Origin of the sequence: Simiduia sp. 21SJ11W-1, assembly GCF_024138675.1 — a bacterium.
Classification (GTDB): Bacteria; Pseudomonadota; Gammaproteobacteria; order Pseudomonadales; family Cellvibrionaceae; genus Simiduia.
The window spans coordinates 3,027,828-3,052,580 of record NZ_CP090959.1 but is presented as its reverse complement, the minus strand read 5'-3'; the positions used below and the strand labels follow the sequence as shown (position 1 = coordinate 3,052,580).

Here is a 24,753-nt window from a genome sequence, read left to right as displayed (position 1 = left end):
TGACAAGGATGCTGCCATGGCAATACTTCCCCGCATATGCCCGTTGGGCATTCCGCAACACCTAGTGCAGAGCGTGGTAATAGCCGTCAGGTTTGTTTTGGTTCTTGACAATATTTGGCAGTATACGCCCATTGGTTGGCGCAATTGGCTTAGGGGCACAAGTTGCCATACGCCTGCGTAAAAGAAGAGTAGGGTGTCAAGATGCTTATCTGATGCCGATAATCCGCGCTATTTCTTTAAGTGCGCCCTCAAGCCATGGGCGGGCCGGTTTTCCGTCTGCACACATTAATAAACTCCACGCGCTGGTAAACACCCAATAGCATAGCTTGGCATCGGCCAAATCTTGTTGCTGTTGCGACGCGGTGCCAGCTAGGTGGTGCAGTAAATCGGGTTCAAAATTGAGCGCCGTATGGCTGGTTAGCAGTGCCGCCAATTCCATGCGTGGGTCGCTTGCGCAGGCGTATTCAAAATCTATACACATGAGCCGCCCTTTGTGCAGTAGCAGGTTGTGCGGGTTTAGATCGCGGTGGCAAAACCGGGTATTTTCACGTTCGCTCAGGCGTGTAAGGCTCTGTAACATCTCGTCATTGAGCGAGAGCACCTGATGGCATTCTGCCTGTAAGTGCAAAGGCATTGCCGGGTGTGATTCAAGCAGCTGGCGGTAGTGCGCCCACTGCTGGCTTGGCGTTACCCGGTGCTTGGGCAGTGCAAGCTTGGCAAGGCTTTGCAGCAGCTCATCTATTAACTGGGGTGCGTTTTCAATGTGTGGGTAGTGCGCGCTCCAAGGTGTGGCTTGCGCAATAAACTGGCTGATGTATATGGCGTGATCGTCACTCACATACTCAAGCGCCGGTGCCAGCCCTGCGTCTGCCGCCAACTGCCAGCAACTTACTTCATTGGCGCGCGGGCAAAGGGCTTCGGTGAGCGGGTTGTTAATGCGTAGCACCCACTCACGGCCGCGCGCGCGAATGTGAAAATTTTGGTTGCTGGTACCGGCGCACAGCGGCGCTACCCATTCAATATGGGCAAAGCCTGCTTTGGCGAGTGTGCATTGCTGTGGGGCTGTTAAGGGTGTGTGCATAAGGTTGATTAACGGCTGGGCTGATCGCTGTTATAGGGCAGTGTGTCTTGCCAGCGTAAGTAGCCGATTGCAGCCAACACAATGTAAATTAAAAATAGTGCGGCGGTGAGCATCAGATCTTTTTGGATATACAAATAAATGCTGGCTGCATCAATCACAATCCAGTAAAGCCAATTCTCCAATACTTTTTGCGCCACAAGCCACGTGGTAACTACCGCGAATACGGTGGTGGCTGCATCCAGCCAGGGGAAGTGGGCCTGGGTGTAGGTGGCCATCAGGTAGCCGAGTATTATTGAGCCCAGGGTGCTTATGCCGATAATCCAACCGTGGCGGGCCAGCGACCAGCTCACTACCGGTTTGGTATCCTGGTGGGCATTTTTATTTGCTCGCCAGTGCCAGTAGCCATACACGGCCATGGCCATGTAGTAAACGTTCAACACCGATTCCATTAACAGCGACACTTCCCAAAACAGCCAGGTGTAAATGGCGGTGCTTAAAAATGCCGCCGGCCAGCACCATAGGCTTTCTTTAATGGCAAATATTATGTATGCCATGGCGAGTGCCACGGCAATGGCTTCGGCTATGCCCAGGCTAGTGGCTTGCTGAAAGGCAGTGCTTAAAAATTCAGTGAGGGCCGTCATGGTGTTTATTGCCGAAAGGAAAGGTCGAGTGCATCGCCAATAAACTTGCACACAAACACGGCTTTGCCCCATTTCTTAAAGCCCGCTTGCATTTCGGTTGCGAGCATGTGCATCACTTCTTGGTAATCGCCGCACACCTGGGTTGCGGTGGCATTGGTGACGCGCTCGATATTGGGGTATTGATCCAGGCGATCAATAAACCATTTAATTGGGTCTAGGTAGCCCTCGCGAAAAGGGTACATGGCGATTTCAACGGTCAGCTTCATATTCACTCCAGGGGCGCTGCATGCAGAGCCCTGTTTATTTTTTGACCTTCACGCGATGAAAGCGCGAGTTATTGAAAAGCATTAACGATTAGTTAAATTTCAGATTAAAGGTGAGGCCTAACTGGCGCGGGTCGCCAAAGCGGATGTACTGCTTGTCGGCCCAATCCTGATCCGGCTCGTTGCCAAAATAAAAACCGCGTACACCGTAGCGTTCATCGGTGAGGTTGCGGCCCCATAAGTAGGCGGCCCACTGTTCGGTTTCGTAGCCGAATTTTGCGTTGACTAGCGTAAAGGCTTCAGATGTAGAATCGTTGCTGTCTGAATAGTAAAAGTCGCTTTTGCCATTGGCGTTGAGGTTGGCAAACCAACCGTTTGCAGGCCTGAAGGTGATGCCGGCACTGTAGGTGTAACGCGGTGCGTGGGCGAGGTCGCGGCCAGAGAGATCTACGGGGCTGCCGTATTTATCCTGGTAGCTGTAGTCGCCGTATTGGGCCTGCAGGTAGCCCAGGCTGCCGTACACTTCCAGGGTTTCGGTGGCGGCAAATTGGCCTTCAATTTCAAGCCCGTAGTTGTTGGAGTTGCCGGCATTTTCGGTAAACAACACGAAGCGTTGCGGGTCGTCCGGATCTTGCTGCGAGGCCGAGACCTGCTGATCTTCGCGGTTCATGTAAAACAGGGTAATGCCGGTGCTGGCGCGCCCCTCTGCCCAAACGGATTTAACGCCCAGCTCGTAGTTCAGCAGGCTTTCGGTGTCGAATTGCTTTTTATCGGCAAGCGCGGCTGGCAGGCTCATGTTAAAGCCGCCGGCTTTGTAGCCGCGGGCAATGCGGGCGTAGCTGGTGTGCGCATCATTCAGGCTGTAGCTCAACGCCAGGTGGCCACCCCACATAGATTCAGAGGGCGAAAACGCATCGCTGTTGGAATCGCTGTAATCGGCATCGCGGGTTTCGCTGCGCACACCGATCGATAGCGCAAGCGCACGGGAAAGCTGCGTATCGGTTTGGGCAAACACGGCCGTGTTTGTGGCTTGGTAGTCTGATTGTAAAACCGCATCAGGCCAGGTGTTGTATTCGGAGTAGAGATCGTTGTTTTCTTCCAGTGTGTGTTGATACACACCCACTAGCCAATCGGTGTTGTTAAACAATTGGCTGTTGGCAGTAGAGGCCAGGCGCACTTCCTGGCTCAGGGTTTGGCGGCTTGCCTGTTTATCCCAAATGTAGTCGTACACGCAGGGTTCAGTGCCTATTACGTTCCAGTCGCTGTCGTAGGCCGTGCAGGATTTGCTTGCCCAGTAGGCGGGGTTTGCCCAATCGCCGTCATAGGCGTGGCGGTGATCGGTATCGGTACCAGACGTAATCGCCGTTACCTGCAACTGCTCGCCGGCCCAGTGAATTTTCAGGCTGCCGCCATGGGTTTCCTGGCTGTCTACGCCGGGTTTATCTGTGAGGGTGTCAAAGCCGTTGTTGTCGAGGGTCCAGGCATCGTAGCCGTTATCCAGATTGGCGTAGAGGTAGTTGAGATCAACTTGCCATGCATCACTTGGCGCCCAGCGCAATTTGGCGCGGGTGGTGAGCTCATCGCGGCCATTGGTGTCTGTGCGGTTTAAAAATTTGTTGTTGCGGTAGCCGTCTTGTTGCTGGTTTTCCACTGCCACACGGTAGCTTAGGGTATCGGTCATCGGCCCGGAAATCGCAACACCCAGGCCTTGCTGGTTGTCTTCACCGAGCGTGGCCTGGCCTTTGAAAGTAAACGCATCGGTAGGGTCGTTGGTTTTCAGGTAGATCATGCCGGCCATTGCGTTGGCGCCAAAGCGGGTGCCCTGGGGGCCGCGTAGTACTTCCGCTTGCTGCACATCAAAGGTGCTGGCGGCCATGCCCAGGCCCGAGAGGTCTATGTCGTCAACCATAAAGCCCACCGAGCTGTTGGGCGCGCCCTGGTAGTCTTCCTGTTCGCCTACGCCACGAATCTGGAAGTAACGGGGGCGGCTGGTGGCGCCCGACCAGTTCAGGTTGGCAATGTTGTTAAGCACATCTTCAAAGTGGCGAGCGCTTTCATCTTGCAGGGTTTGGGCGTTAATAACGGTAATACTGCCGGGCACTTGTGTGAGTGCAACATCGCGGAAATCTGCCGTTACGGTAACCTCTTCCAGTGCGTTTGCACTGGCATTGGCGCAGCTCATGGCAATGGATGCAGCCAGCAGGCTATGTGGCAAGTGATGAGAAAGCTGTTTCATAGGACCTCAATTCAAACAGGAAAATTGAGATCCGGCAAAGGACGTGATGGTGGGGAAAGTTATCAGGCGATAGCTATCGCTTTTGTGCCCATTCCTACGCCGGTGCTAGCCGGATCAGGTTCCAGGGTTCGTCGAAGACATCTCAGTCTGGCGCGCCAGACACCCCTTGGCGGGCGAGATTGTACCAGCAAACGAGTAACGCCGTCAGCTTGGCTATACTGGAAAGCCAGTGGTTGGAGGATACGATGAACAGTAATATTGTTGAGCTGGATTATTACCGCAGTACCATCCCGAAGGTTATGTCAGGCATTGGCAACAGTGCCGGGAAGGATTTCTATCAGGCGATCACACAGCAGCTTGCAACCTGTATCGCCTCAGACTTCACCTTCATCAGCCGGTTGCTACCTGGCGAAACCCGGGTAAAAACTTTGGCACTTTGCGCCGGAGGCCAGCTGGGCGACAACATGGAGTACGACCTAGCGTACACCCCTTGCCAGGATGTGCTAGACAACAGCGTGTGTGTTTACCCACGCGATATCTGCAGCCTTTACCCGAAAGATCAGCTACTGATCGACATGCAAATAGAAGGGTATATAGGAACACCTTTATATAACCGTTCTGGTAAGTGTTTGGGCTTGATTGTGGCTCTGTATAAAACGGAAATTCGCCACCCAGACAGGGTGCAGGGCCTGTTTGAATTATTTGCCGGCCGGATTGCGGCCGAAATTGAAAATCACGAACTTAATGATGCGTTAACCCGCGCCAATGACGAGTTGCGCGCGCACCAGACATTTCTGGAATTGCGGGTGCAAAGGCGCACGGCGGCACTGGAAGATGCCATGGCTGCAGCAGAAGAGGCAAATCGCGGCAAGAGTGAATTTCTGGCGCAAATGTCTCATGAGATCCGCAACCCCTTAAACGGCGTGTTGGGGGTAGCCGATTTACTGATGGATGCCGGTTTAACGGCAGAGCAACAACAGCTGGCACAAATTATTACCCATTCCGGCCAGCATTTAATGGGCGTAATTAACGATATTCTGGATTGGTCCAAGGTGGAAGCGGGGCAGTTGGAGCTGGAAGCCAGGCCCGTTGATTTACGCACATTGGTGCATGAGGTTGCGGCGCTTTTTCAGCATAGAACCGGTGCCATTGCGTTGCACCTTGATATAGATGATGCCGTGCCCGCATGGGTGGAGGGCGACAGCACGCGCATGCGCCAAATCCTGGTCAATCTGTTAAGCAATGCCTTCAAGTTTACCCGTGAAGGCGAAGTCCAGGTGAGGCTGGGGTGGCGCCAAGGCCTGGAAGTGGCCATTGAAGACACAGGTATAGGTATTGCCAAAGACAAGCTTGCGCGCCTGTTCCACCGCTACGTGCAGGGCGACAGCAGCGTAAACCGCAAGTTTGGCGGCACCGGCCTTGGCTTGGCCATCTGCAAAGGGCTTGCAGAGGCTATGGGGGGGCGCATAGAGGTGCGTTCTACGGTGGGCGTGGGTAGCTGTTTTACCCTGTGGTTACCACTGGCCGACACTCAGGCTCCCAAGCAGGAAATTGCGCCGTCTGAGGTATTGCCTGATTTGAGCCATTTACGGGTACTGGTTGCCGAAGACGACTCTGTGAACCAGATGGTCATCAAGGGATTGCTTGCGCGTTACCAGATCCGACCCGAAATGGTGGCCAACGGCGCTCAGGCGCTCAACGCCGTCATCAAGAATGTGCCCTTTCAAGTGATACTTATGGATTGTGAAATGCCGGTTATGGATGGCCTGCTGGCTGCAAAAGCGATTCGTGAGCACGAGCAGTCGCATGCGTTGGAAGCGTGCACAATATTTGCGTTAACAGGCCACGTGCTCAGCGAGGAAATTGAACTTTGTGTTGCGGCGGGTATGAATGGTCACTTGGCTAAACCTGTAGAAAAACAGCAATTGCATAAATTACTCATAACCTGCGCCAATAAGCGTTAGGGCGGCCGGCTAGGTTGAGCGGGCCTAAAACCAAGGTTTAGGTCATGTGCTGCACTAACTTAAGGCTGAAAGTGCGCAAAATTTAATGTCGTTTCCGGTGGTGGTTTCGCCATTAGCATGGCAGCTACGGATGATTACCTGCTTACATGGCCTTTAACAGGGGCCGGAAGTCTTCCAGTTTATCAAACAGCTGCCAAATATAATTGCTGGTGCCTTTTTCCCGGTGCGGGTGCATATCGGCTAGCGCCGGGTTATTGCAGTAGTTTTCAAAATGTTCAACCGATTGCCACTGCACCAGAATCATTACTTGGCGGGGCGCCAAGTCACCGGCGCGTGCTTCGCGAAACTTGCCGATGGAAATCACTTCACCGCCGTGGCTTGCCACCGCTTTGCCGGATTTGCGCACATAGGCCAGGTATTCTTCTTTGTTTGCTACATCGAATAGGTTAAGTGCCAGTACGGGCATGGTGTGTCCTCAATTTTATTTTACAGAGCCTGATTAATCATTCATCGCCATCGCCATCGGCAGATTGGCTGCGCTTTTTGTCGGCTTCTTTGAGCAGGTTTTCCACATTTTTGGATTTCTCCAGCGCATCTAATTGATGCTGTGGAATAACGCCATCTGGCTGGGTGTCGTCTTGCGGTGGTTTGCTATCGCACGCTGTGATCGCTGTGGTTGTTACTATGAATGCCAAGAGTGTGTGTTTCATGGGCCTGCTCCTGAATAGGGGTGAGTTACTTTATAGTGGCTTGATTTATGGCCGAATGGCTAGAATTTTTTAGATTTTGATGATGTTATCACGCGCCGGGCGAAGCGGCGGGCAATAAAAAAGGCAGGCGGGTAACCCCGCCTGCCTTTTTATGTTCCAGCGCCTGTTAGCGCATGGCAACCAGCATGCTGGCCGGGTCTTCCAGAAACTCCTTCCAGCGATTGTTAAAGCGCGCAATGGTGCCGCCGTCGATGACGCGGTGATCGCCAGACCAGCTAACCGTCATGATCTTGCGGGCCTCTACCTCACCTTTGGCATTAAAGCGCGGCAGCGCCTGCATTTTACCCAGCGCCACAATGGCCACTTCCGGCTTATTGATGATGGGTGTGGCCGCTGTGCCGCCAATGGCGCCAACGTTCGAGATGGTAATGGTGCCGCCTTTTAATGTTTCAGGGCTTACGCGGCCCGAGCGTGCGCTTTCGGTAAGTGTAGAAATTTCACCGGCCAGCTCCAGAATACTGAGCGCCTGCACGTTTTTGATGTTCGGTACCAGCAAGCCCACTTTGGAATCTACCGCCATGCCAATGTTGTGCGCACCCAGGTAGGTGATTTCAGTGCAGTCTTCGTTCACGCGGGAATTCATGGTGGGGAATTCCTGCAGCGCCAGCGAAAGGGCCTTCATGAACAAGGGCATCATGGTGATTTTGATGTCCGGGTACTTGGCTTTTAATTGCAGGCGCAGTGTCACAAGATCGGTGATGTCGATTTCATCCACGTAGGTGAAGTGTGGAATGCTAGACACAGATTCCTGCATGGCGCGCGCCATCACGGCTTTCACACCTTTGATGGGCTCGGTGCGATCAACGCTTGCCTTGGGGCTGGTGGCCGGCTGCTCTGCCTTGGCCTGGGTGTCGCCACTCAGGAAGTTGAGCATGTCTTCTTTCAAGATGCGGCCGTTTTTGCCCGTGGCGGGCACGGTGCTTAAATCTACATCATTTTCCCGCGCAATGCGGCGCACGGCAGGTGTGGTGAGCGCGCGCGAGGTGTTGCGCTCAAAGGCGACGTCTGCGCTGTCGTCTACGGCGGCCTGCTGCGGCGCGGCCGGTGGTTTGGTATCTGGTGCGGGGGCGTCGGCCTTCGCCGCAGGGGCGGGCTCTGTGCTTGGGCCTTCATTAATTTCAATGGCAAACAGCGGCTCGTGTACCTTGGCGATGTCGCCCTCTTTGTAATAGAGCTTTACCACCTTGCCATCGTACATTGAGGGAATTTGCACCAGGGCTTTATCGGTAGACACATCGGCCACGGCCTGGTCTTCGGTAATGGTGTCGCCTTCTTTTACCAGCCACTCAACCAGCTCGCACTCCACAATACCTTCGCCGATATCGGGCAGAATAAAATCTTTAATCATGGTGTCTTATCCTTGTCCTGATTGCTTAGTAGTGAATGCTGCGTTTAATGGCTTCGAAAATTTTGTACTGATCGGGCATGTACTCTTTTTCGTGCACCAGGGGGAAGGGGGTGTCCAGGCCGCACACGCGCGCAATGGGTGATTCGAGATACAAAAAGCAGTGATCTTGAATAGTGGCGGCTATTTCACCGGCAAAACCGCCGGTAATGGGGGCCTCGTGAGTGATGAGCAGGCGGCCGGTTTTTTTCACGGATTTGGCCACAGTGTCTACATCCCACGGCAGCAGTGTGCGCAGGTCGATCACCTCACAGGAAATGCCCTCGGCTTCGGCCATGGCGGCCGCCGCTTGCAGGTGTTCCATTTGGGCACCCCAGGCCAGCAGCGTGATGTCTGCGCCTTCTTTCACCACTTCGGCAACGCCCAGCGGCAATTCAAAATCGTCTTCGGGCACTTCGCCAACGGCTGCGCGATACAGGCGCTTGGGCTCGAAGAAAATTACGGGGTTGGGGTCGCGAATGGCGGCCAGTAATAAACCTTTTGCCTGGTAGGGTGTGGAGGGCACAACCACTTTCAAACCCGGTGTTTGGGTGAAGTAGGCCTCGGGCGATTGCGAGTGGTACAGGCCGCCTGCAATGCCGCCGCCGTAGGGCGTGCGAATGGTGAGGCCGGCCACATTAAACTGGTTGCCCGAGCGGTAGCGGAATTTGGCCGCTTCATTCACGATTTGATCAAACGCCGGGAAGATGTAATCGGCAAATTGCATTTCTGCCACCGGCACATGGCCTTGCGCTGCCATACCAATGGCAAAGCCTGCAATGCCTTGCTCGGTGAGCGGGGTATTAAAGCAGCGGGCGCGGCCGTACTTTTCTTGCAGGTTGCTGGTGGCGCGGAACACGCCGCCGAACTTGCCGATGTCTTCACCAAAACACACTACGCGCTTGTCGTTGGCCATGGCCAGATCCAGTGCGCTGTTTACGGCTTGCAGTAAATTCATTTTAGCCATGATCAGTGCTCCTTACCGGTAACGCTGGCTGCGGTTTTGGGGTATTTTTCCGGGTATTTGGCGATGTGTTCGCGTAGCTCGGCCATCTGGTTTTCCAGGTTGGCGCAAGGTTTGTCGTAAACATCGGTAATTAACTCGGCAAGCTCGGGTGCGGGCACTTTTTCGGTGGCCTTTAGGGTATCCAGCACCTCTTTGCGGTAGGCTTCCAGCCGGGATTTTTCCTCGGCTTCACTCCACCACTTTTTGGCAATCAGCCAGTTTTTCATGCGTAGCACCGGGTCTACTGCGCGCCATTTGTCTTCTTCATCGCGCGAGCGGTAGCCGGATGGGTCGTCTGAGGTGGAGTGTGCGCCCAGGCGGTAGCTCATGGCTTCAACCAGCACCGGCTCGTTGTTTTCCACGGCAATTTTGCGCGCCTCTACGCAGGCGGCGTATACGGCCAGTACATCGTTGCCGTCTACGCGAATGGTTTTCATGCCGTAGCCCACACCGCGCGCGGCAATGCCGTCGCCGGCGTACTGTTCATCTGCCGGGGTAGAAATGGCGTAGCCGTTGTTGCGGCAGAAAAACACCGTGGGGCATTTAAGTACCGCGGCCATGTTCATGCCTGCGTGAAAATCGCCTTCACTGGCGGCGCCTTCGCCGAAATACACCAGCGTACAGGCCTGCTGGCCTTCCAATTTTTGTGCGTAGGCATAGCCTGCCGCTTGTGGAATCTGGGTGGCCAGTGGCGAGGATATGGTCATGTAGTTGAGCGCGTTGCTGCCATAGTGAATGGGCATCTGGCGGCCTTTGCCCAGGTCTTTGCTGTTAGATAGCATCTGGTGCATGAACTGTTCGGTGCTGAAGCCCCGGTAGCGCAAAGCGCCGTGCTCGCGGTACTGGCCCATGATCATGTCTTTGTCTTCGAAGGCGGCGGCAGAGCCGATAACGGCGGCCTCTTCGCCGGTGCAAGTCATGTAGAAGCTCAGCCGCCCCTGGCGCTGGGCGCCTACCATGCGTTCATCCAACACGCGGATAAACAGCATGGTGTCGTAAATGCGCAGGGCGGTTTCCTTGCTGAGCTTGGGCGCTTTGGCGCCGGTGTGCAGCGTGCCGTCGGCCTTTAGCAGGCTCAGGGTGGGAATGGGCAGTTCGAAACCGGACATCAGTCGCAGTTGGTGGGTGATTTTGTCGCTCATCTGTTACCTCTTACCCGTAGGTGGTGTGGATTGAGACTTTTTATAAGCATCTGCCTGCCGTGTTATGGCTGTTGTGCAGGTCTAGCCGGTGGCTCTGTCCGGCCCGGCCAGGGTCTCTGAGTGTAGTCGCTCCAACCCCAGCCAATAGCCCAAAAAATTAGCATGCAAGGCTTTGGTGAGTCCTACTTATCTTGAGGGGCCTAAGGTGCCACTTGGGATATTAGTTGCTCGCAAGTTATAAATATTAGTGACTTATACCAAGAATATAATAAATGGTAGTTGATATGGCTCGGCGCGGCGGGGGCAGGCCTTGGTATTTCCTGAAAATTGGCTCCCTATTGGGCGCGCGATTGGCGTAAAATGGCGGCTTTTTACCCGCCAGAGGAATTAGCCCCATGCCCGTAACTGATCAGCCTTGTGATATTGGATTCATTGGCGCCGGCGTGATGGGGAAGAACCTCATCATGAACCTTGTGGATAACGGCTTTCGCGTGATTGCCTTTGACCTTGATCAAACCAAGCTTGAGGCGCTCAGGGCGCAGGATGAAGCCGAGCGTGGCGATGCCAGCCCCCGGGTATTTACCTGCAATTCCTATACAGATTTGCTGGCAAGCCTGAGTGCGCCGCACTTGATTGTGGTTTCTGTTCCTGCTGGCGACCCGGTAGATGATGTGTGCCACAAGCTGATAGATGCAGGCCTGCAGGCCGACGACATTGTAGTAGATACCGGCAACAGCCTCTGGACAGACACCCAGCGCCGTGAAAAAGAGTATGAGGGCAAGTTTATTTTGTTCTCAACGGCGGTATCTGGCGGCGAAGTGGGCGCTCGCTTCGGGCCTTCGCTCATGCCCAGTGGCGACCCCTACGCCTGGACGCGCATCAAACCCCTGTGGGAGGCCATTGCCGCCAAGGTGGACCCCGAAACCGGCAAGCCCATTGAGCGCAAAGCCCCCGGTGAAGTAGTGGCCAAGGGCGAGCCCTGTGCGGCTTACATTGGCCCGAGCGGTTCAGGCCACTATGTAAAGATGGTGCACAACGGCATTGAATATGCCGACATGCAGCTGATATGCGAGGCCTACCAGGTAATGCGCGACGCCCTGGGCATGACCGACACCGAAGTAGCCGCGGTATTCAGGCGCTGGAATGAGGGCCGTTTAAACAGCTACCTGATTGAAATTTCTGCCGAAGTGCTGGATACCCGAGATAGCGAAACCGGCGAGCCGCTGGTAAGCATGATTCTGGATAAGGCCGGCCAGAAGGGCACAGGCCTGTGGACCGCCGTCAGCAGCCTGCAGCTTGGCTGCCCCGCGCCCACCATTTCAGAGGCGGTGTTCGCGCGCTCCATTTCCACCCTGAAAGATCAGCGCGTAAAAGCCGCCCGGCTGCTGGCAGGCCCAGATCAAGCCCTGCCCGATGTGGCCGAGCGCGAAGCCATTATCGAGCAGCTGCACGACGCCCTTTACTGCGCCAAAATCTGTGCCTATGCACAGGGGTTTGACTTGATGAAGACCGCAGCCAGTGAGCAGGAGTGGAGCCTGAACTTTGGTGAAATCGCCAAAATCTGGCGCGCCGGCTGCATTATTCGCGCGGTATTTTTGCAATCCATCGCCGATGCCTACGAGCGCGATGAAGAGCTGGATAATCTCCTGCTGGATGCCTACTTCGCCGAGCAGATCTCAACCTACCAAGCCAACTGGCGCAAAGCCGTGGCAAACGCAAGCCTGTGGGGCGTGCCTGTGGCGGCGTTAAGCTCGGCGTTGAGCTACTATGATGCATACCGCACGGCGGTACTGCCCGCCAACCTGTTGCAGGGCCAGCGCGATTACTTTGGTGCCCACACCTTCGAGCGCACCGATAAACCCCGTGGCAAGAAGTACCATGTTGAGTGGGGGCAGGCCGGTCGCCCTATGGTAAAAATGAAGTAAATCCCTGCCCCGCGGTCATGGCGGGGCCTCGTTCGATCTGGCAGATCGTTTTTTGCAATCCTACATTGGAGGTCGCTCATTCAAGGCCTGACGTTGGTAGCGCTGTTGAACGTGGTGCGGGTGAAAATTTTACGGGTAGCGCGAGCGTTGCCACTTTTCGCGGCCTTGGGCAGTGGTGTGCTCTATGGCCAGGAGTTTTCGCCGCGCGGGTTTCAGGGCGTTGCTGCATCTGAGGCGCACTCTGAAAGCCAGCGCGAAAGTATCCCGCTCTATTACTACCACGATAAACCGCCCTATATCGTTGATCCCTCGAGCCAGCAGGGTGACTATTTTGAATTGGTTAGCCACCTGAACAATGTGCCTGGCGGGTATCACTTTTATCTTGAGTATCTGCCGCGCAATCGCGTGGATCGGAAGCTGTCTCAGGGGCAGCTTGATGGGCCGGTGATCGGCGTTAATCCACTCTGGTTTAAAGACCCGGATGAACAGCGCTACTGGTGGACTTCAGCCATTTTCAACGATCGCGATATATTTGTGTCCAAGGCGCTTCGCCCTTTTGAATTTGTCGATGCAAGCTCGTTGCACGGTAAGCTCGCCTGTCTGGTGTTGGGCAATTACTATGTGGGTGTGAGTGAAGCTGTCTCCGAAGGTGTTTTGCGCCAAATAAAAACAACCCGTGAAGAGGTGGTGCTGGAAATGCTTGATCAGGACCGCTGCGATTTTGGGATTGTGAGTGAATCCTTGTTTCGCTATTGGCAGGCAAGCCATACTGCACCCGGCAGTTTTTACGTCGCCCGTCAGCCACACGATGAATTCCAGCGCCGGATTTTAGTGCCCCGTAGCCGGCTCACCTTGTTCCTCCATTTGCAGCAGGCCCTAGAAGCCTGGCCTGTAACGCAAAATTGATGTCCGCGCACTAATTTTTTGTATAGGTGTCAACCGATGGCCGGATGCGCCGTTGTACCCAATGTTCATTCAACGAATTGGCTTTGGGAGCTGACAATGGAATATTCGAAAATCAAAAAAACTGTGGTGGGGCCGCTGGCTCTGGCGATATTGGGTTGTGGCTTGGTGGCCTGTGGCGGCGGCAGTGCCAGTGGCGAGCCAGATCAACCGGTGGTAGAACCCGCGGCTGAAAACACCAGCCTCACCATCGGTATTACCGATGCCGAAGGCGATTTTATTCAATACGAAGTTGCCGTGGATAGCTTGCAGCTGGTGAATCTTGCCGGCGATGAAATCAGCGTGTTGCCAAACAGCGCCCGTATTGATTTTGCCCAGTACACAGATGTGACAGAAATTTTATCGGTGGCGTCTGTGCCTGTGGGTGTATATACCAAGGCCATAGCAAACCTCAACTTTGCCGACGCCAACATCGTAACGCAGGATGCAGAAGGCAACCTGTTAGCTGCCACCGCGATAGATGCGCAAAACAACCCCCTTGGCGAGGTAAGCGTGGCGATTGACTTGGCAGGCTTTGGTGACGATCGCGGTTTGCGTTTGCGCACGGGCATGCCCGCGCGCTTTACATTGGATTTCGATCTGGACGCCTCCAATGTGGTGGTGACAGATGACGCAGGCACGCCTGAAGATGTGACTGACGACACGGCAACCACCGAGGTGGCCGCTGTGTGGGTGGCCGAACCGCTGCTCGACGCCGCGCGCGATCACCGCATTCGCGGCCTGCTTCAAAGCGTGAATGAAGCAGATGCGAGTATGACTTTGGCTATTCGCCCGTTTCATTTGCGCGATGGCGCCTTTGGTGAAATTACTTTAGCGGTAGCGGAAGATGCCGCCTATGAAATTGATCAGCAAAGTTATAGCGGCGCTGAAGGTTTAACGGCCTTGGCCGCAATGGCGGCAGACACGCCACTTGTTGCTCACGGGCACTTTGTTGAAGCCGATGCGCGTGTGGTGGTGGATACCGTGTATGCGGGCAGCAGTGTGCCCTGGGCTGGCGGTGAGTTTATTAAAGGCGTGGTAACTGCCCGCAGTGGCAATCAAGTGACGGTGCAAGGCGTGCGTTTCACACCGGATGACATGTCTGTTGAAGTGAGCCCGGAGTTGATGTTCACTTTAACAGACAGCACAAACATCTCCCGCCCAGGCGCGATGGATATGCTCGACAGCTCGGCGGTCAGCATCGGCCAGCGCGTGCGCGTGTATGACGAGGTTGCCGGTGACGGCGTGCAGGCTAGCCATGTGGGCCTGCTGAAAAATCAATTGCGGGCAAAAGTCACAGAGGTGAGCAATGGCATACTGGTTTCCGAGTTGTCGCTGTTCAATGGCCGCAGGCCCGCCGCCTACCAATGGGTTGATAGCGAAGCAGATGCCGCGCTGTATCGCATTTACGAGAACGGTTTGCCGCACACGCTGGCAGCCGGTGATTACCTGAAAGCGCGCGGCTGGGTTACGCCCTACGATTTCAGTGCTAGTGCCGCCATTAACCCCTGGGATTTTGAAGCCACCACATTGATTGATTTACAGGTGGCTAACCGGGGTGCGGGTTTGCACCTCTCGTGGGATAAGGCGTCTTCCGGGCTGTTGGAATCCAGTGCTGAATCCATTGCACTAAGTGTGACTGAGAGCGATAAAGGCCTGGTGAGCTTTGCCGGCTTTCGCGAGCCATTGGCGGGCACAGAGCGGTTGACCATTGCACCTGCAGGCGCTCCCAATGCGCTGTATTCGCTGGTGGTGAAAGGCAGCGAATCGGTGCAGGTATTTCTAAACTTTGCCGAATTCAGCAGCGCCCTCAATGAACAGGCCACAGCCGGGTTACAGCTTGCACGCCTAAGTGCCAGCGGCCGCTGGGAGCCAGAAACCGACACTTTTACTGCCGCGCGCCTGGTGGTTGTGGTGGCTGGGCCCGATGCATAAAGCGCAGGCTTTAGCCTGTAGCTCCCAAGTGCTGCAGGCTTTTCTGTTCAAATAGTTCGCCCACTACTTTGCATAGGCCCTCAACATAAGTTGAGGGCCTTTTGTATTGGCCCCTGTAAAAACTCCGCGTTTCGCCCGCACAGGTTGATTGAGCCGCCATGATGGGCTTTGCCGCTTAAATTTTCGGATCTCACGCCGATAGCGTCTAAGCTGCTATAGCAAGGTGGCCTGCCGATGGGCAGCTGACAAAATGTTGAGGAGGCTAGGGTGCGTAAAACAGGCCCAGTGACCGGGCGCAATGTACCGGTTCAACCAGGAAAAGAGATCATCAGCGCTACCAATACCAAGGGGGTGCTCACCTACTGTAACGATTACTTCTGTGAAATCGCCCAATATGAACGCGATGAATTAATAGGTCAGGCGCACAATATTATCCGCCACCCGGATATGCCCCAGGCGGCGTTTGAAGGCCTGTGGAGCACCTTGAAAAGCGGCCGCCCGTGGATGGGTGCTGTAGTAAATCGTTGCAAAAATGGCGATCACTATTGGGTGGATGCCTATGTGACGCCGCTTAAAGAACATGGCCAGATAGTGGGCTACGAATCCGTTCGCGTGGCACTGCCGGAGCCGGCAAGGGCACGGGCAGAACAGGCCTATGGGCGCCTGCGCGCAGGTAAAGACGCGGTGCCTGCCTCAAAAGTGCTGTGGGATAAGTTTTCGGCCGCGGTGTGCGCGGGCAGTTTGGTGACCGTAGCTTTATGGGTGCTGCTCGGCGTTATGGGCCAGCTGAGCCTGAGTGCAGCACTTGTTGAATTGGCCATAGGCGTGGGGTTTGGTTGCCTGCTGCATTGGTTTAGTGAATCGCGTATTAGTGATGCGCTTGCGGCCGCCAAGGCCGAATTAGACGACCCGCTCGCCACTTACGTTTATACCGGGAAAACCCATTCTGCCGGAACTATTGAGCTTGCCTTTCTGGCCAAGCAGGCAAGGCTGAACACTGCATTGCTGCGATTTGGCGAGGCCTCGAAAGAGCTACTTAGTAAAGCCCAGGTAGCGCAAAATCAGGCCAATAGCAGCAATCAAGGCATGGAAAAACAGCAGAGCGAAACCAGCCGGGTGAGTGCCGCCATCAGAGACATGGTGTCGCAAATTCATTCAGTGGCCCAAGGGGCCGGTGAAACATCAGAGTTAACGTCAAGCGCATTAACCCAGGTGGCTGATGGCCGCCAAGTGTTAAATACCGCAGACGGCGCCATCAAAGATCTCACCAATATGGTGAGCAGCCTGGAAGCGGTAATGGCGCGCCTGACGGAAGATAGCGGGAAAATTGCCTCTGTTGTTGATGTAATTCGTGGCATTGCCGAGCAAACCAATTTGCTTGCTTTAAATGCAGCTATTGAGGCTGCGCGCGCAGGTGAACAGGGCCGCGGTTTTGCCGTGGTGGCCGATGAAGTACGGACACTGGCGCAGCGCACTCAGGAATCTACGCAGCACATCCAGGAGATTATTGCGAACTTGGGTGCAGCTACCACAGATGCCGCAACCAACATGGAAGAGTGCTCACGCTTTGCAGATTCAAGTTTAACCGAGATGCGAAACGTGGGTGAGGCACTGGGGACTATCAGTGAATCGGTGGCTATTATTAACCGCAATGCCAGTGAAATTGCATCGTCTGCCAAGCGTCAATCTGAAATGGCAGTGGCCATAGACGATAACACGCAAACCATTGAGTCTATTTCCAAAACCACACGTGAAGAAACTGTCAGTACCTCGCAGGTGTGTGGCGAGCTGGAAACCTTAGCGCAACACCAGTTTTTGCTGATCGAGCGCTTTGGTGCGTAATGTGTAGATGCGTGATTTCAAAGAATGTAGTTGGAAGGTAGATTGTTATCTGCCACAAAGGGCAGGCTTTTCTAAAACTGGGGCCTTGAAGTTTTACTTACATAAATTTGCTAGGTAGCCAGCCAAAGATGAGGTTGTTTAGCAATAGGTGAACGTTGTGTGGTTGAGCACTCTGCAAAGTTTAAGGCAGCGGTAGCAGGCGCCGCCAAAATCTGGTGCTTTTTTGGCTGCTTGAACGCAATATTCACAGCCTGGCTACCTAAGGTTGTAATCAAGGCGAAGTATCCACGTCGATCATAAAAGAGGTCAGTGCGGGTTTTAGTGCGCTAAGCCCTGATTGATAGTCCTGCCAGGAAACATCATAGGTGGCTACGCTAAATGCAAAGGGCTTAAGTGCACTGTTATTTTTCAAGGCTACAGTGCGCAGGCTTGCCAACCGATTAATTTCTTCTGCGGGGCTTTCAAGCCCTCGCACGGAAAACCAGATACGATCGATGTAGGGTGCGGCGGCAATGGTTTCGCTCATGGCTGTTGAAAGCTCGGGTACAGGCCCTTTTGCTTGCGCGAGCAAAGGTTTCAAGCCTAAAAATCCCTTGCCTGAGTAGCCTGCAATAAAGCCGAAGCTTGTGGCATCCCGTAACGCCTTGCCACTGGGTGTGTGCCCTTCAAACCTCTGGTGCAGGTAGCGCAAAAGGCCCGGAGAAAAAGAAACCAGCCGCAGCCAGGAGGCACCCCCTGTAGCCGTGGGTGCCTTGTGCCTTTCAATAGCTACGTACTTTTTCAATATTGGCAGCAATAGGTCCGGGTAGCGCTTACAGCTGTCGTTGGCATAATCCGTGAGCTGGCATTTGCGTGGGGATTTCAGATCCAGATAAATGATGTGCTTCTCATGAAAGCCTTGTTGCACCACAAAATCCAGAATATTCACCAGCGAATTTTCCAACAGATACTGGTATGCGGGGCTACCGGGTGCGATGGCATCCCAGTCTGGGGTGTCGTGCATTACCACTGCGCATGTGTCGCCAAGGGCTCTGCACAAAGGGTGATTTTCAGGTGGCACCTGCACATCAATTTCAACGGCATCTATCTGATAAAAGCGAAAAGATTTATCGATTAGTTGTTCTACCGGCAGCGCGTAGGCGGCCTTGAGCGGCCAATGGTTGCCGCGCACCTGCACGGTGCTCTCGGATTCAAACACATTCATGGGGTATTGCCGAAAGGCACCGGCGCCGTGCCCAACCACTTCCAGCGGCGCGTGAACCTCTGGGTGGCCGGCGTGAAACTGCTGAATATCGAACAGGCGTGACGCCAGGTCGCGTTCGTGAATCCGGGCGGGGCTTACCAGGTTGGCGCAACCGGTGAGCAGCGCAAGCAGAATGCAGGCGCAAAACCACCTGCTGATGTGTTCTTCCATGATGTTCAAGGCCGGGGCCGCTCCAAGTGAAAGCCCGCATATTACGCATGCAAACTTTTGCAGTGCAACCCTTAAGGTTGATTGAAAGTGTCTCGCCAGATCGAAACCAATCGCCTTGCAGCTAGGAGCTGCACCCTAGGGTGTTGCAGGTCAGCAATGTTGGGAGCTGATGGGCGCAAAGATTTCAGGCCAGGCCGTGATCAGGCCAGGCCTTGATCAGGCGGCAGAGGCGTTGCTAGTACAAAATAAAAAGGCCGCGCAAAAACGGCGGCCTTTTTAACTGCTAGCCGGGATTTATTTTAAACCCAGTACCGATTTGCCCTGTTCAAATACGATGTCTACTGGAATGCCCGCGGCTGTGAGCTTATTCAGCTCGGCCTGCAGGTCTGCACCCATTTGGCCTTTCTCTTCAATCAGCTTCACTACGCCTTCATAGTCGCCATTGCCCTGTAGGGTAAGCAGCAGGTTGGAGAGGTTGTTCACCGCCTTGTTCATGGCTTCAAATTCCACCCGGTAACGGCCGTCGTCATCAATGCTGAAGGCGCCTGCATCGCGGAAATAATTAAAGCGCACCATGTTGGCTTTGCCGTGGGCGGAAGTGGCGCCGAAGCGTACCGAGCGGAAGATACCCGCGAGGAAAGTGACGTAGTTGTCCATTAACTCGCCTTCGGCGATTTGGTCACGCTTGTAAAGCTCAGAAATCATGTACAGGCCCAGTACGTCGGCCTTGCCTTCTTCCATGGAGGAGGCGGTTTCTTTCAGTGCCGAGCGCACCAGGCCTTTGCCATTGATAGTATTTTTAATGCCCAGGCCGTGGGCCACTTCGTGGAACATGGTGTTGGCAAAAAAGGCATCGAAAGTGATGTGCTGCTGTTGGTCTTTGGCAATCAGTTGCTCTGCTATGGGCACCAGAATTTTGTCGAACTTGGCTTGCATGGCGTTCTTTAATTGCAAGCGGCGCGTGCCTTTTTCCAGTTGTACCTGCTCATCGTTGGGCAGATTGATGGCGATGGTTTTCGAGCCCGCATTGGAGTGGCCCGCGTAGTAGACCACATCGTAGGCGTTCAGGTCGGCATCTGTGCCGGGTGTTTCGGTTTTGTAGGCTTCATCCACCGGCAAGTTGGCCTGCAGCTCTGGCAGGAAGGCCGCGTAGTGCGCCAGCTTCTCGCTCCATGCCTGATCTTTGATCAGCACGTAGGACTCATAGGCTGCGCGGTAGCCAAATAGCTGGTCTTCATAGGTTTCAATGGCACCAATCACCAGTTCTACCGGGTTGGTTTTCATGTCCATCCAGGCCATGTCTGAGGGCTGGTAGTCATCGGTTTCGATGGCGTGGGCGCGCATGTTCAAGTAGTTTTTGAACTCGGCGTTGTCGGCAAGCTTGGCGGCCTCGCGCAGCAACTTGGCTGCGCGGGTAAGCTGTTCGGAAAATTTCTTGCTGTAGGGCACCACCAATAGCTGGCCCTCCGGGCCCCGCTCAACCATAGAGTAGAGCTCAAGATCGCGGGTGGTGTTGAGCATGACTTCGTGCTCGGCGCGCCATTGCTCATATTCGGTTTTGGTCATGTCTGCCGGGTAAAATTGCGCACCTTTGGGTTTATCGGCAATACCCTTGAGAAATGGCGCGTCACCTGCCAGCCGATCCCAGGGGCCGTAATTAATTTCTGCAAACCGGCGAGTGGGCTGATCACTGATGGCATTCAGCAGGGCTTGCTTGTTGCCGTAGGCCTGTGCCCAGAACAAATCATCCATGATTTTGCTGGCATCAATGAGCAGGCTAATCATCTGGCGCTGGTTGCTGGACAAATGGCTGAGGTCGGCGGTGAGCGTATAGTTGGCGTAGATATCGAAACGATCTTTGCTTATTGCAGCCAGGGTGTGTGGATCTTTCGCTTGCTGGGTGTTTTTGGGAGCGTCGGTTTTTTGCCCGCAGCTGGCGAGCAGGGTGGCGGCACAGAAGGTTGCCGCAAGGGTTAGAGCGCGCATGGTGGCCTCGCTAAATGCTATGAATGTGATTACAGAAACCTGTGGCCAGTAGGACGAATGGCGCACAGGTGTTCGCAAGAGAGATTTGAGTGGGTTAGTCGGGCGCGCCTTTAAACTCTTCGGCATCTTTGGCCGCCTTGGCCGCGATGGCCTTTTCAAGATCAATGCCTGAACGGTTAGCCAGTGCCAGCAGGTAAAAAAAGGTTTCAGTAATGCCCGCCTCAATACGCTCGCGGCTTTGGGGCAGTCGCCCGAGGGTGATGGATTCTTCCTCGGTGATCCACTGGTAGTGCTGCAATATTTTGCTGGCGCTCACAGACACTGCGGAAGCCAGGTTCTTTGGCGTGTGGAAAACCTGCCAATCGTTGTCTTCGCAGAGGTCGTTGTATTGCTTGATAATTTGCTTCAAATCCATGGCCTGGCCTTTTGTATCAAGTGGTTGGGCGGCGAGTAGATCGCTTGTTATGGTTATCTGCAGTGTGGCGCTCGCGTGTAATTAGTGGCTGGCCTATGATGCTGGCCCGTTGCTAATTCGGCCTGCTTTATGTGGCCTGGTGCGGCGCGTTGCAGCCGGTATCAGCCTAGCATTTTGGGCGCTTCAACAAAACCTGTAAACCTGCTGTGCGTCACAGCCTGCCCGCGCCATCGGGCCTAAACCTCAAAGCCTGCCACCACTTGATCCAGCTCCCTGCTGCGGGCAAATACAGACTTGGCGTTTTCGGCCACTTGCTCGGCACCGTTTACCAGCTCTGCCGAGGCGTGGCTTACTTGGCCTACCGCGTTTTCAATGTTGCTGGCGGTAGTGGCTTGTTCTTTGGCGGCCGCGGCCACCTGCCCAATCACCGCAGCCATCGCCTTGATGGCGGTGGTTACCTCGTCCAGTTCTTTGCCGGTTTTACGGGTTTGTTCTTCACTTTTACCAGCCTGCGAGGAGGACTGCTCCATCACACTTACGGCATTGGCGGCGCCTGCTTGCAGGCTTTGGATCGACTTGTGAATTTCCTGGGTGGCTTCCTGGGTGCGGCTGGCAAGTGTGCGCACCTCATCAGCCACTACCGCAAAGCCCCGGCCCTGTTCACCGGCGCGAGCGGCTTCAATGGCTGCATTGAGTGCCAGTAAATTGGTTTGTTCAGCAATGCCGCGAATGGCATCTATCACCGAGGAGATGTCTTGTACCCTGTTGGAAAGTTCACTGATTTCACCGGCTGCTGCGGTGATGTTTGTAGCCAGTTCGCGGCTGGCATCGGCAGAGAGCAGTGAGCTTGCCGAGCAGTTCTCAGAGGCGCCTACGGCTTGCTTGGCGCGCAGAGCGGCATCTTCACACAGTCGCAATACACTTTGGGCGGATTCACTTGAGTGCCCAACATCAGTCAGTACGCGGGCAATTTGCTGTTGCTGGCTATCACCGGATTGGCGCGTGGCTTGGGAAACCTTATCCAGGGATTCCGCTGTGTTATTCAGCAGGGTTGATTCGTTGGCAATGGCTTTTACCTGTTTTTGCAGTGATTGCATGGCATCGTTTAACCCGTGAATGGCTTCACTGAGTTCATCGCTTGAACTGGGTTTTAGCAGTACGTTGAGTTTGCCATCTCTGAGTGAATGGGCTGCATCAAGAATGCTTTTTATGGACGCGCGGGTATTGAGCTGAAAGCTGATCAGTAAATAGAGTGCGCACAGGGTTAATGCCGCGTAAATGGTGAGCACCATGAACTGTTGAGTGGCGGCGTTGTTGCGTGCATAGCGCGCCCGCTCTGTAAACAGCTGAAAAACCTGTTCATACAATTCGCCCTGAGCTGTGATTACTGAGGTGCCCAAAGCGAAATAGTCGGCTGCAGAAATGGTGGGGATTGCCGGTTTTAGCAGTTGTGCATCGGTTAGCTCAACAAATTTCTCAAGTGCAGAAAGCGTATTGTTAGCGGGCCCGTCCAGCGTTTGGCTTAAGGTTTTGTCGGTGGCGATCAGTGCCTCTTTCGCCCCTTTAATCTTTTGCTGCATTTGAGACAGCCGCTCTACATAGCCAGATACTTCAATAAAGATCTCGGGTGTAAAACTGCCTTTGGCGGCCACACCGGCACCTCTCCCACGCAGTTTGCCGGTGATTTCGGCAATTTCAGGCAATTCATACACAAACAGATTCATTGATAAGTAGGTGGTGAGCTGTTGATCAAGAATCAGCCCGCTTTTGGTGGCGATGCCGTCTATTACTGCATTAACTTGGGCTACAAATTTTGAGTGCTGAGTGAAGACTTCGTCTGGGTTACTGGCTCGGTTAATGGTGCCAGCAAAGGTGCGAAACCGTTGTTGTAAATCGGCAAGGTTTTCTGCGGCCTGGTCGAAACCCAGAGTTTTTGCTTAGTCAATGGCCGCGGTGTATAGGCTGTTGAGCTGTTGGCGCTTGGCGGTAATTTTATTGGCGCCATCACCATTGGGGTTGCCCAGCCAGCTTGCCGTTAAACCACGATGTTACGCAGTGTTTATGCGAATGGGGTGCAGGGTGTAAATCAATTTTGCCCCGGTGAGCTTTGTATCCCAAGCGGTGATGTTAGCTCTGAAGCTGCCCACTATCTCGACGGTGGCATAAATCATGGGTAACAACAGCAGTGCCAGAATAACGGAAAACTTGTGGCTAAGCTTGAGATTGCCAATGACCTGCTGGCCAAGGTAGAAAATATTCATGCAATAATCCCTTCGTACATGCTTTGGCGTTTTGAGTGAATGTGCTGGGGTGGCTTCAATACACCTGCCCGCAGGCAGCCGGCACCTTAAGTGTTTAAGAGCCTTTGTTTGCCAGGAAAGTGTAGTCGGTTTGGCTGAGCGGAAAGGGTATTTAGTGGGTGGCTGCAGCTTGACTTGCTAGCCGCATATAAAGAAATGAAATTAAAGTGAATTTTCTTAATGTTTTTTCTAAAGCGTTAATGTGAAGGTTGGTTGCGGCGCCTGGTTAGCTAAGGCTCGCAGCTAGCCAAGCCCAGGGGTTTACCGAGCCGCGGCCAATAAAAAAGCCGCGTGAATACGCGGCTTTGGGAAACGCAACCAGGGGCTTAGCCTGCAGTCATGCGCTCTTTGTAGGCGCGAACGGCCTCGTTGAAGTTGGCGGCTACCGTTTCCATTTCGCCAATCATGGCGTTGTGGCGGCTGGCATTGCCTTTAACACACTCAATGTAGCTATTGGCAGCATCGAGGTAGGCTTTTACATCGTTTTTGGCCTTGATCATTTGCGCCGTTACGGCACTGGCGGGGTCTGGCAGCTCGGGTGCCGCCGGTTTGTCGCAAGCAAAGGTTGCGCCAGAAAACAAGGCAGCAGTGACTAAAAGTGCAAAAACATTCTTCAAGATGGCTCTCCAATCCGGATGGGTATTTGATTAGACGAAGGCCACTATAGTGAGCAGGTGATTTTTTGGCCAATACCGTTTTCGAATGGTTTTTAAAAAATCTATGCGCTGGTTGGCATTTTTATGAAGAAAAGGCAGATAATGCCCAGTTGATATGCCATGGCTCATAGCGAGGTGGCAGAATTGGGCCGAAGGGCAGCGCCTGTGTGTGAATGACCCATTCAGGGTGCCAAATTGCGCGGTATCAGTACAAATAAAAAAACGGAGTAGAGAGAAGGTATGAATCATCTAGAAGCGGTACGCAAAACAGGGTTTTTTGGGGTAGTGGGGTTGATGGGGTTACTGGGTGCCGGCAGTGCACTGGCAGACAACGCAAAAGCCGAGCAGCTGGTTGCCCAAGGCCTGCAGTGCAGCCAAATAACCACAGCCATTGAGCGCCTGGATTGTTTTGACCGGTTATTTACCAAAGACTCAGGCAAGCTCAGTGCCCAAGCTCAGGGCCAGGCTGCCGCTCAGGCCGCGGCCAGTAAGGCTGCCGTGGCTGCGCCCGCCGATGCCGCCATTGAACAAGCATTCCCCGCCCGTGCAGCTAATGGTAGCGAGGCTAATGGACAGGAGGCGCCCGTGCTGCACGCTACAGTGACTGCCGCTGAGAAAGCCGCCTACGGTAAATACTACCTGACGCTCGATAATGGCCATGTATGGCGTGAAAAAGAGAAATCCCGTTTTCGCTACAAAGCTGGCACCAAAATCCGTATTGAAAAAGGTGCACTGGGCGCGAATAACCTTTATGTGGAGGACAAGGCTGGATTCGCCCGGGTTGAACGCGTCAAATAACCCCTAGGTTACTGTGCAAGGGCCCGAAGGCTGGTAAAATCGCCAGCCTTTAA

Annotated in this window: 21 protein-coding genes and 1 riboswitch; of the genes, 6 read left to right on the top strand and 15 right to left on the bottom strand. The window is 54.2% G+C overall.

Annotated elements, in window-relative coordinates; genetic code table 11:
- Window positions 1–205: 205 nt before the first annotated feature.
- The 4 genes from L1F30_RS13335 to L1F30_RS13320 all read right to left on the bottom strand — a co-directional run bounded on the left by L1F30_RS13335 (window position 206) and on the right by L1F30_RS13320 (window position 4,221).
- Entirely contained in the window at window positions 206–1,081 is an 876-nt protein-coding gene (locus tag L1F30_RS13335; RefSeq protein ID WP_253356728.1) for a phosphotransferase, read from the bottom strand.
- 8 nt (window positions 1,082–1,089) lie between these two features.
- Window positions 1,090–1,722: a nicotinamide riboside transporter PnuC gene (pnuC, locus tag L1F30_RS13330; RefSeq protein ID WP_253356727.1), complete on the bottom strand. Its 633-nt coding sequence runs from the start codon at window positions 1,720–1,722 to the stop codon at window positions 1,090–1,092.
- 5 nt (window positions 1,723–1,727) lie between these two features.
- A complete protein-coding gene (locus tag L1F30_RS13325; protein ID WP_253356726.1) occupies window positions 1,728–1,988 on the bottom strand; it encodes a hypothetical protein in 261 nt (86 codons plus the stop codon).
- A gap of 88 nt (window positions 1,989–2,076) precedes the next feature.
- On the bottom strand, window positions 2,077–4,221 hold the full coding sequence (locus L1F30_RS13320; protein ID WP_253356725.1) for a TonB-dependent receptor: 2,145 nt from the start codon (window positions 4,219–4,221) through the stop codon (window positions 2,077–2,079).
- Between the two features lie 74 nt (window positions 4,222–4,295).
- Window positions 4,296–4,398: riboswitch (TPP riboswitch) on the bottom strand.
- Between the two features lie 68 nt (window positions 4,399–4,466).
- Between L1F30_RS13320 and L1F30_RS13315 the strand changes: the two genes are divergently transcribed.
- A complete protein-coding gene (locus tag L1F30_RS13315; protein WP_253356724.1) occupies window positions 4,467–6,185 on the top strand; it encodes a hybrid sensor histidine kinase/response regulator in 1,719 nt (572 codons plus the stop codon).
- A gap of 142 nt (window positions 6,186–6,327) precedes the next feature.
- Here L1F30_RS13315 and L1F30_RS13310 read toward each other — a convergent pair whose 3' ends face one another.
- From L1F30_RS13310 to L1F30_RS13290, 5 genes are all read right to left on the bottom strand, one after another.
- Window positions 6,328–6,651 (bottom strand): DUF1330 domain-containing protein, encoded by a 324-nt coding sequence (locus L1F30_RS13310; RefSeq protein ID WP_253356723.1) that lies wholly within the window; start codon window positions 6,649–6,651, stop codon window positions 6,328–6,330.
- 37 nt (window positions 6,652–6,688) lie between these two features.
- Window positions 6,689–6,895, bottom strand: coding sequence for a hypothetical protein (locus L1F30_RS13305; RefSeq protein ID WP_253356722.1), 207 nt, complete (start codon window positions 6,893–6,895; stop codon window positions 6,689–6,691).
- A 166-nt stretch (window positions 6,896–7,061) separates the two neighbouring features.
- Window positions 7,062–8,303: a 2-oxo acid dehydrogenase subunit E2 gene (locus tag L1F30_RS13300; protein WP_253356721.1), complete on the bottom strand. Its 1,242-nt coding sequence runs from the start codon at window positions 8,301–8,303 to the stop codon at window positions 7,062–7,064.
- A 25-nt stretch (window positions 8,304–8,328) separates the two neighbouring features.
- Window positions 8,329–9,306, bottom strand: coding sequence for an alpha-ketoacid dehydrogenase subunit beta (locus tag L1F30_RS13295; protein ID WP_253356720.1), 978 nt, complete (start codon window positions 9,304–9,306; stop codon window positions 8,329–8,331).
- A gap of 2 nt (window positions 9,307–9,308) precedes the next feature.
- The gene (locus L1F30_RS13290; RefSeq protein WP_253356719.1) at window positions 9,309–10,487 is read right to left on the bottom strand and encodes a thiamine pyrophosphate-dependent dehydrogenase E1 component subunit alpha; all 1,179 of its coding nucleotides are present in this window, start codon (window positions 10,485–10,487) and stop codon (window positions 9,309–9,311) included.
- A gap of 395 nt (window positions 10,488–10,882) precedes the next feature.
- Between L1F30_RS13290 and gndA the strand changes: the two genes are divergently transcribed.
- The 4 genes from gndA (at window position 10,883) to L1F30_RS13270 (ending at window position 17,131) form a co-directional block, all read left to right on the top strand.
- Window positions 10,883–12,412, top strand: coding sequence for an NADP-dependent phosphogluconate dehydrogenase (gene gndA, locus L1F30_RS13285; RefSeq protein WP_253356718.1), 1,530 nt, complete (start codon window positions 10,883–10,885; stop codon window positions 12,410–12,412).
- A gap of 120 nt (window positions 12,413–12,532) precedes the next feature.
- Window positions 12,533–13,318, top strand: a complete 786-nt coding sequence (locus L1F30_RS13280) for a hypothetical protein (protein ID WP_253356717.1) — start codon at window positions 12,533–12,535, stop codon at window positions 13,316–13,318.
- A 96-nt stretch (window positions 13,319–13,414) separates the two neighbouring features.
- Window positions 13,415–15,289 carry a DUF4382 domain-containing protein gene (locus L1F30_RS13275; RefSeq protein ID WP_253356716.1) on the top strand — a complete coding sequence of 625 codons (1,875 nt, stop codon included), beginning with the start codon at window positions 13,415–13,417 and terminating at the stop codon, window positions 15,287–15,289.
- Window positions 15,290–15,556: 267 nt separating this feature from the next.
- Window positions 15,557–17,131, top strand: a complete 1,575-nt coding sequence (locus L1F30_RS13270; protein WP_253356715.1) for a PAS domain-containing methyl-accepting chemotaxis protein — start codon at window positions 15,557–15,559, stop codon at window positions 17,129–17,131.
- A gap of 271 nt (window positions 17,132–17,402) precedes the next feature.
- On the opposite strand, the gene L1F30_RS13265 is transcribed toward L1F30_RS13270, so the two are convergent.
- The 6 genes from L1F30_RS13265 to L1F30_RS13240 form a co-directional block, all read right to left on the bottom strand.
- Complete coding sequence (locus tag L1F30_RS13265) at window positions 17,403–18,554, bottom strand: hypothetical protein (protein ID WP_253356714.1); 1,152 nt, start codon at window positions 18,552–18,554, stop codon at window positions 17,403–17,405.
- 285 nt (window positions 18,555–18,839) lie between these two features.
- On the bottom strand, window positions 18,840–20,531 hold the full coding sequence (locus L1F30_RS13260) for a Zn-dependent hydrolase (protein WP_253356713.1): 1,692 nt from the start codon (window positions 20,529–20,531) through the stop codon (window positions 18,840–18,842).
- 94 nt (window positions 20,532–20,625) lie between these two features.
- Window positions 20,626–20,946, bottom strand: coding sequence for a hypothetical protein (locus L1F30_RS13255; RefSeq protein WP_253356712.1), 321 nt, complete (start codon window positions 20,944–20,946; stop codon window positions 20,626–20,628).
- A 236-nt stretch (window positions 20,947–21,182) separates the two neighbouring features.
- Window positions 21,183–22,670, bottom strand: a complete 1,488-nt coding sequence (locus L1F30_RS13250) for a methyl-accepting chemotaxis protein (protein ID WP_253356711.1) — start codon at window positions 22,668–22,670, stop codon at window positions 21,183–21,185.
- Between the two features lie 324 nt (window positions 22,671–22,994).
- Window positions 22,995–23,207, bottom strand: a complete 213-nt coding sequence (locus L1F30_RS13245; RefSeq protein WP_253356710.1) for a hypothetical protein — start codon at window positions 23,205–23,207, stop codon at window positions 22,995–22,997.
- Between the two features lie 365 nt (window positions 23,208–23,572).
- On the bottom strand, window positions 23,573–23,863 hold the full coding sequence (locus tag L1F30_RS13240; RefSeq protein WP_253356709.1) for a hypothetical protein: 291 nt from the start codon (window positions 23,861–23,863) through the stop codon (window positions 23,573–23,575).
- Window positions 23,864–24,142: 279 nt separating this feature from the next.
- Between L1F30_RS13240 and L1F30_RS13235 the strand changes: the two genes are divergently transcribed.
- Complete coding sequence (locus L1F30_RS13235) at window positions 24,143–24,700, top strand: hypothetical protein (RefSeq protein WP_253356708.1); 558 nt, start codon at window positions 24,143–24,145, stop codon at window positions 24,698–24,700.
- Window positions 24,701–24,753 lie beyond the last annotated feature (53 nt).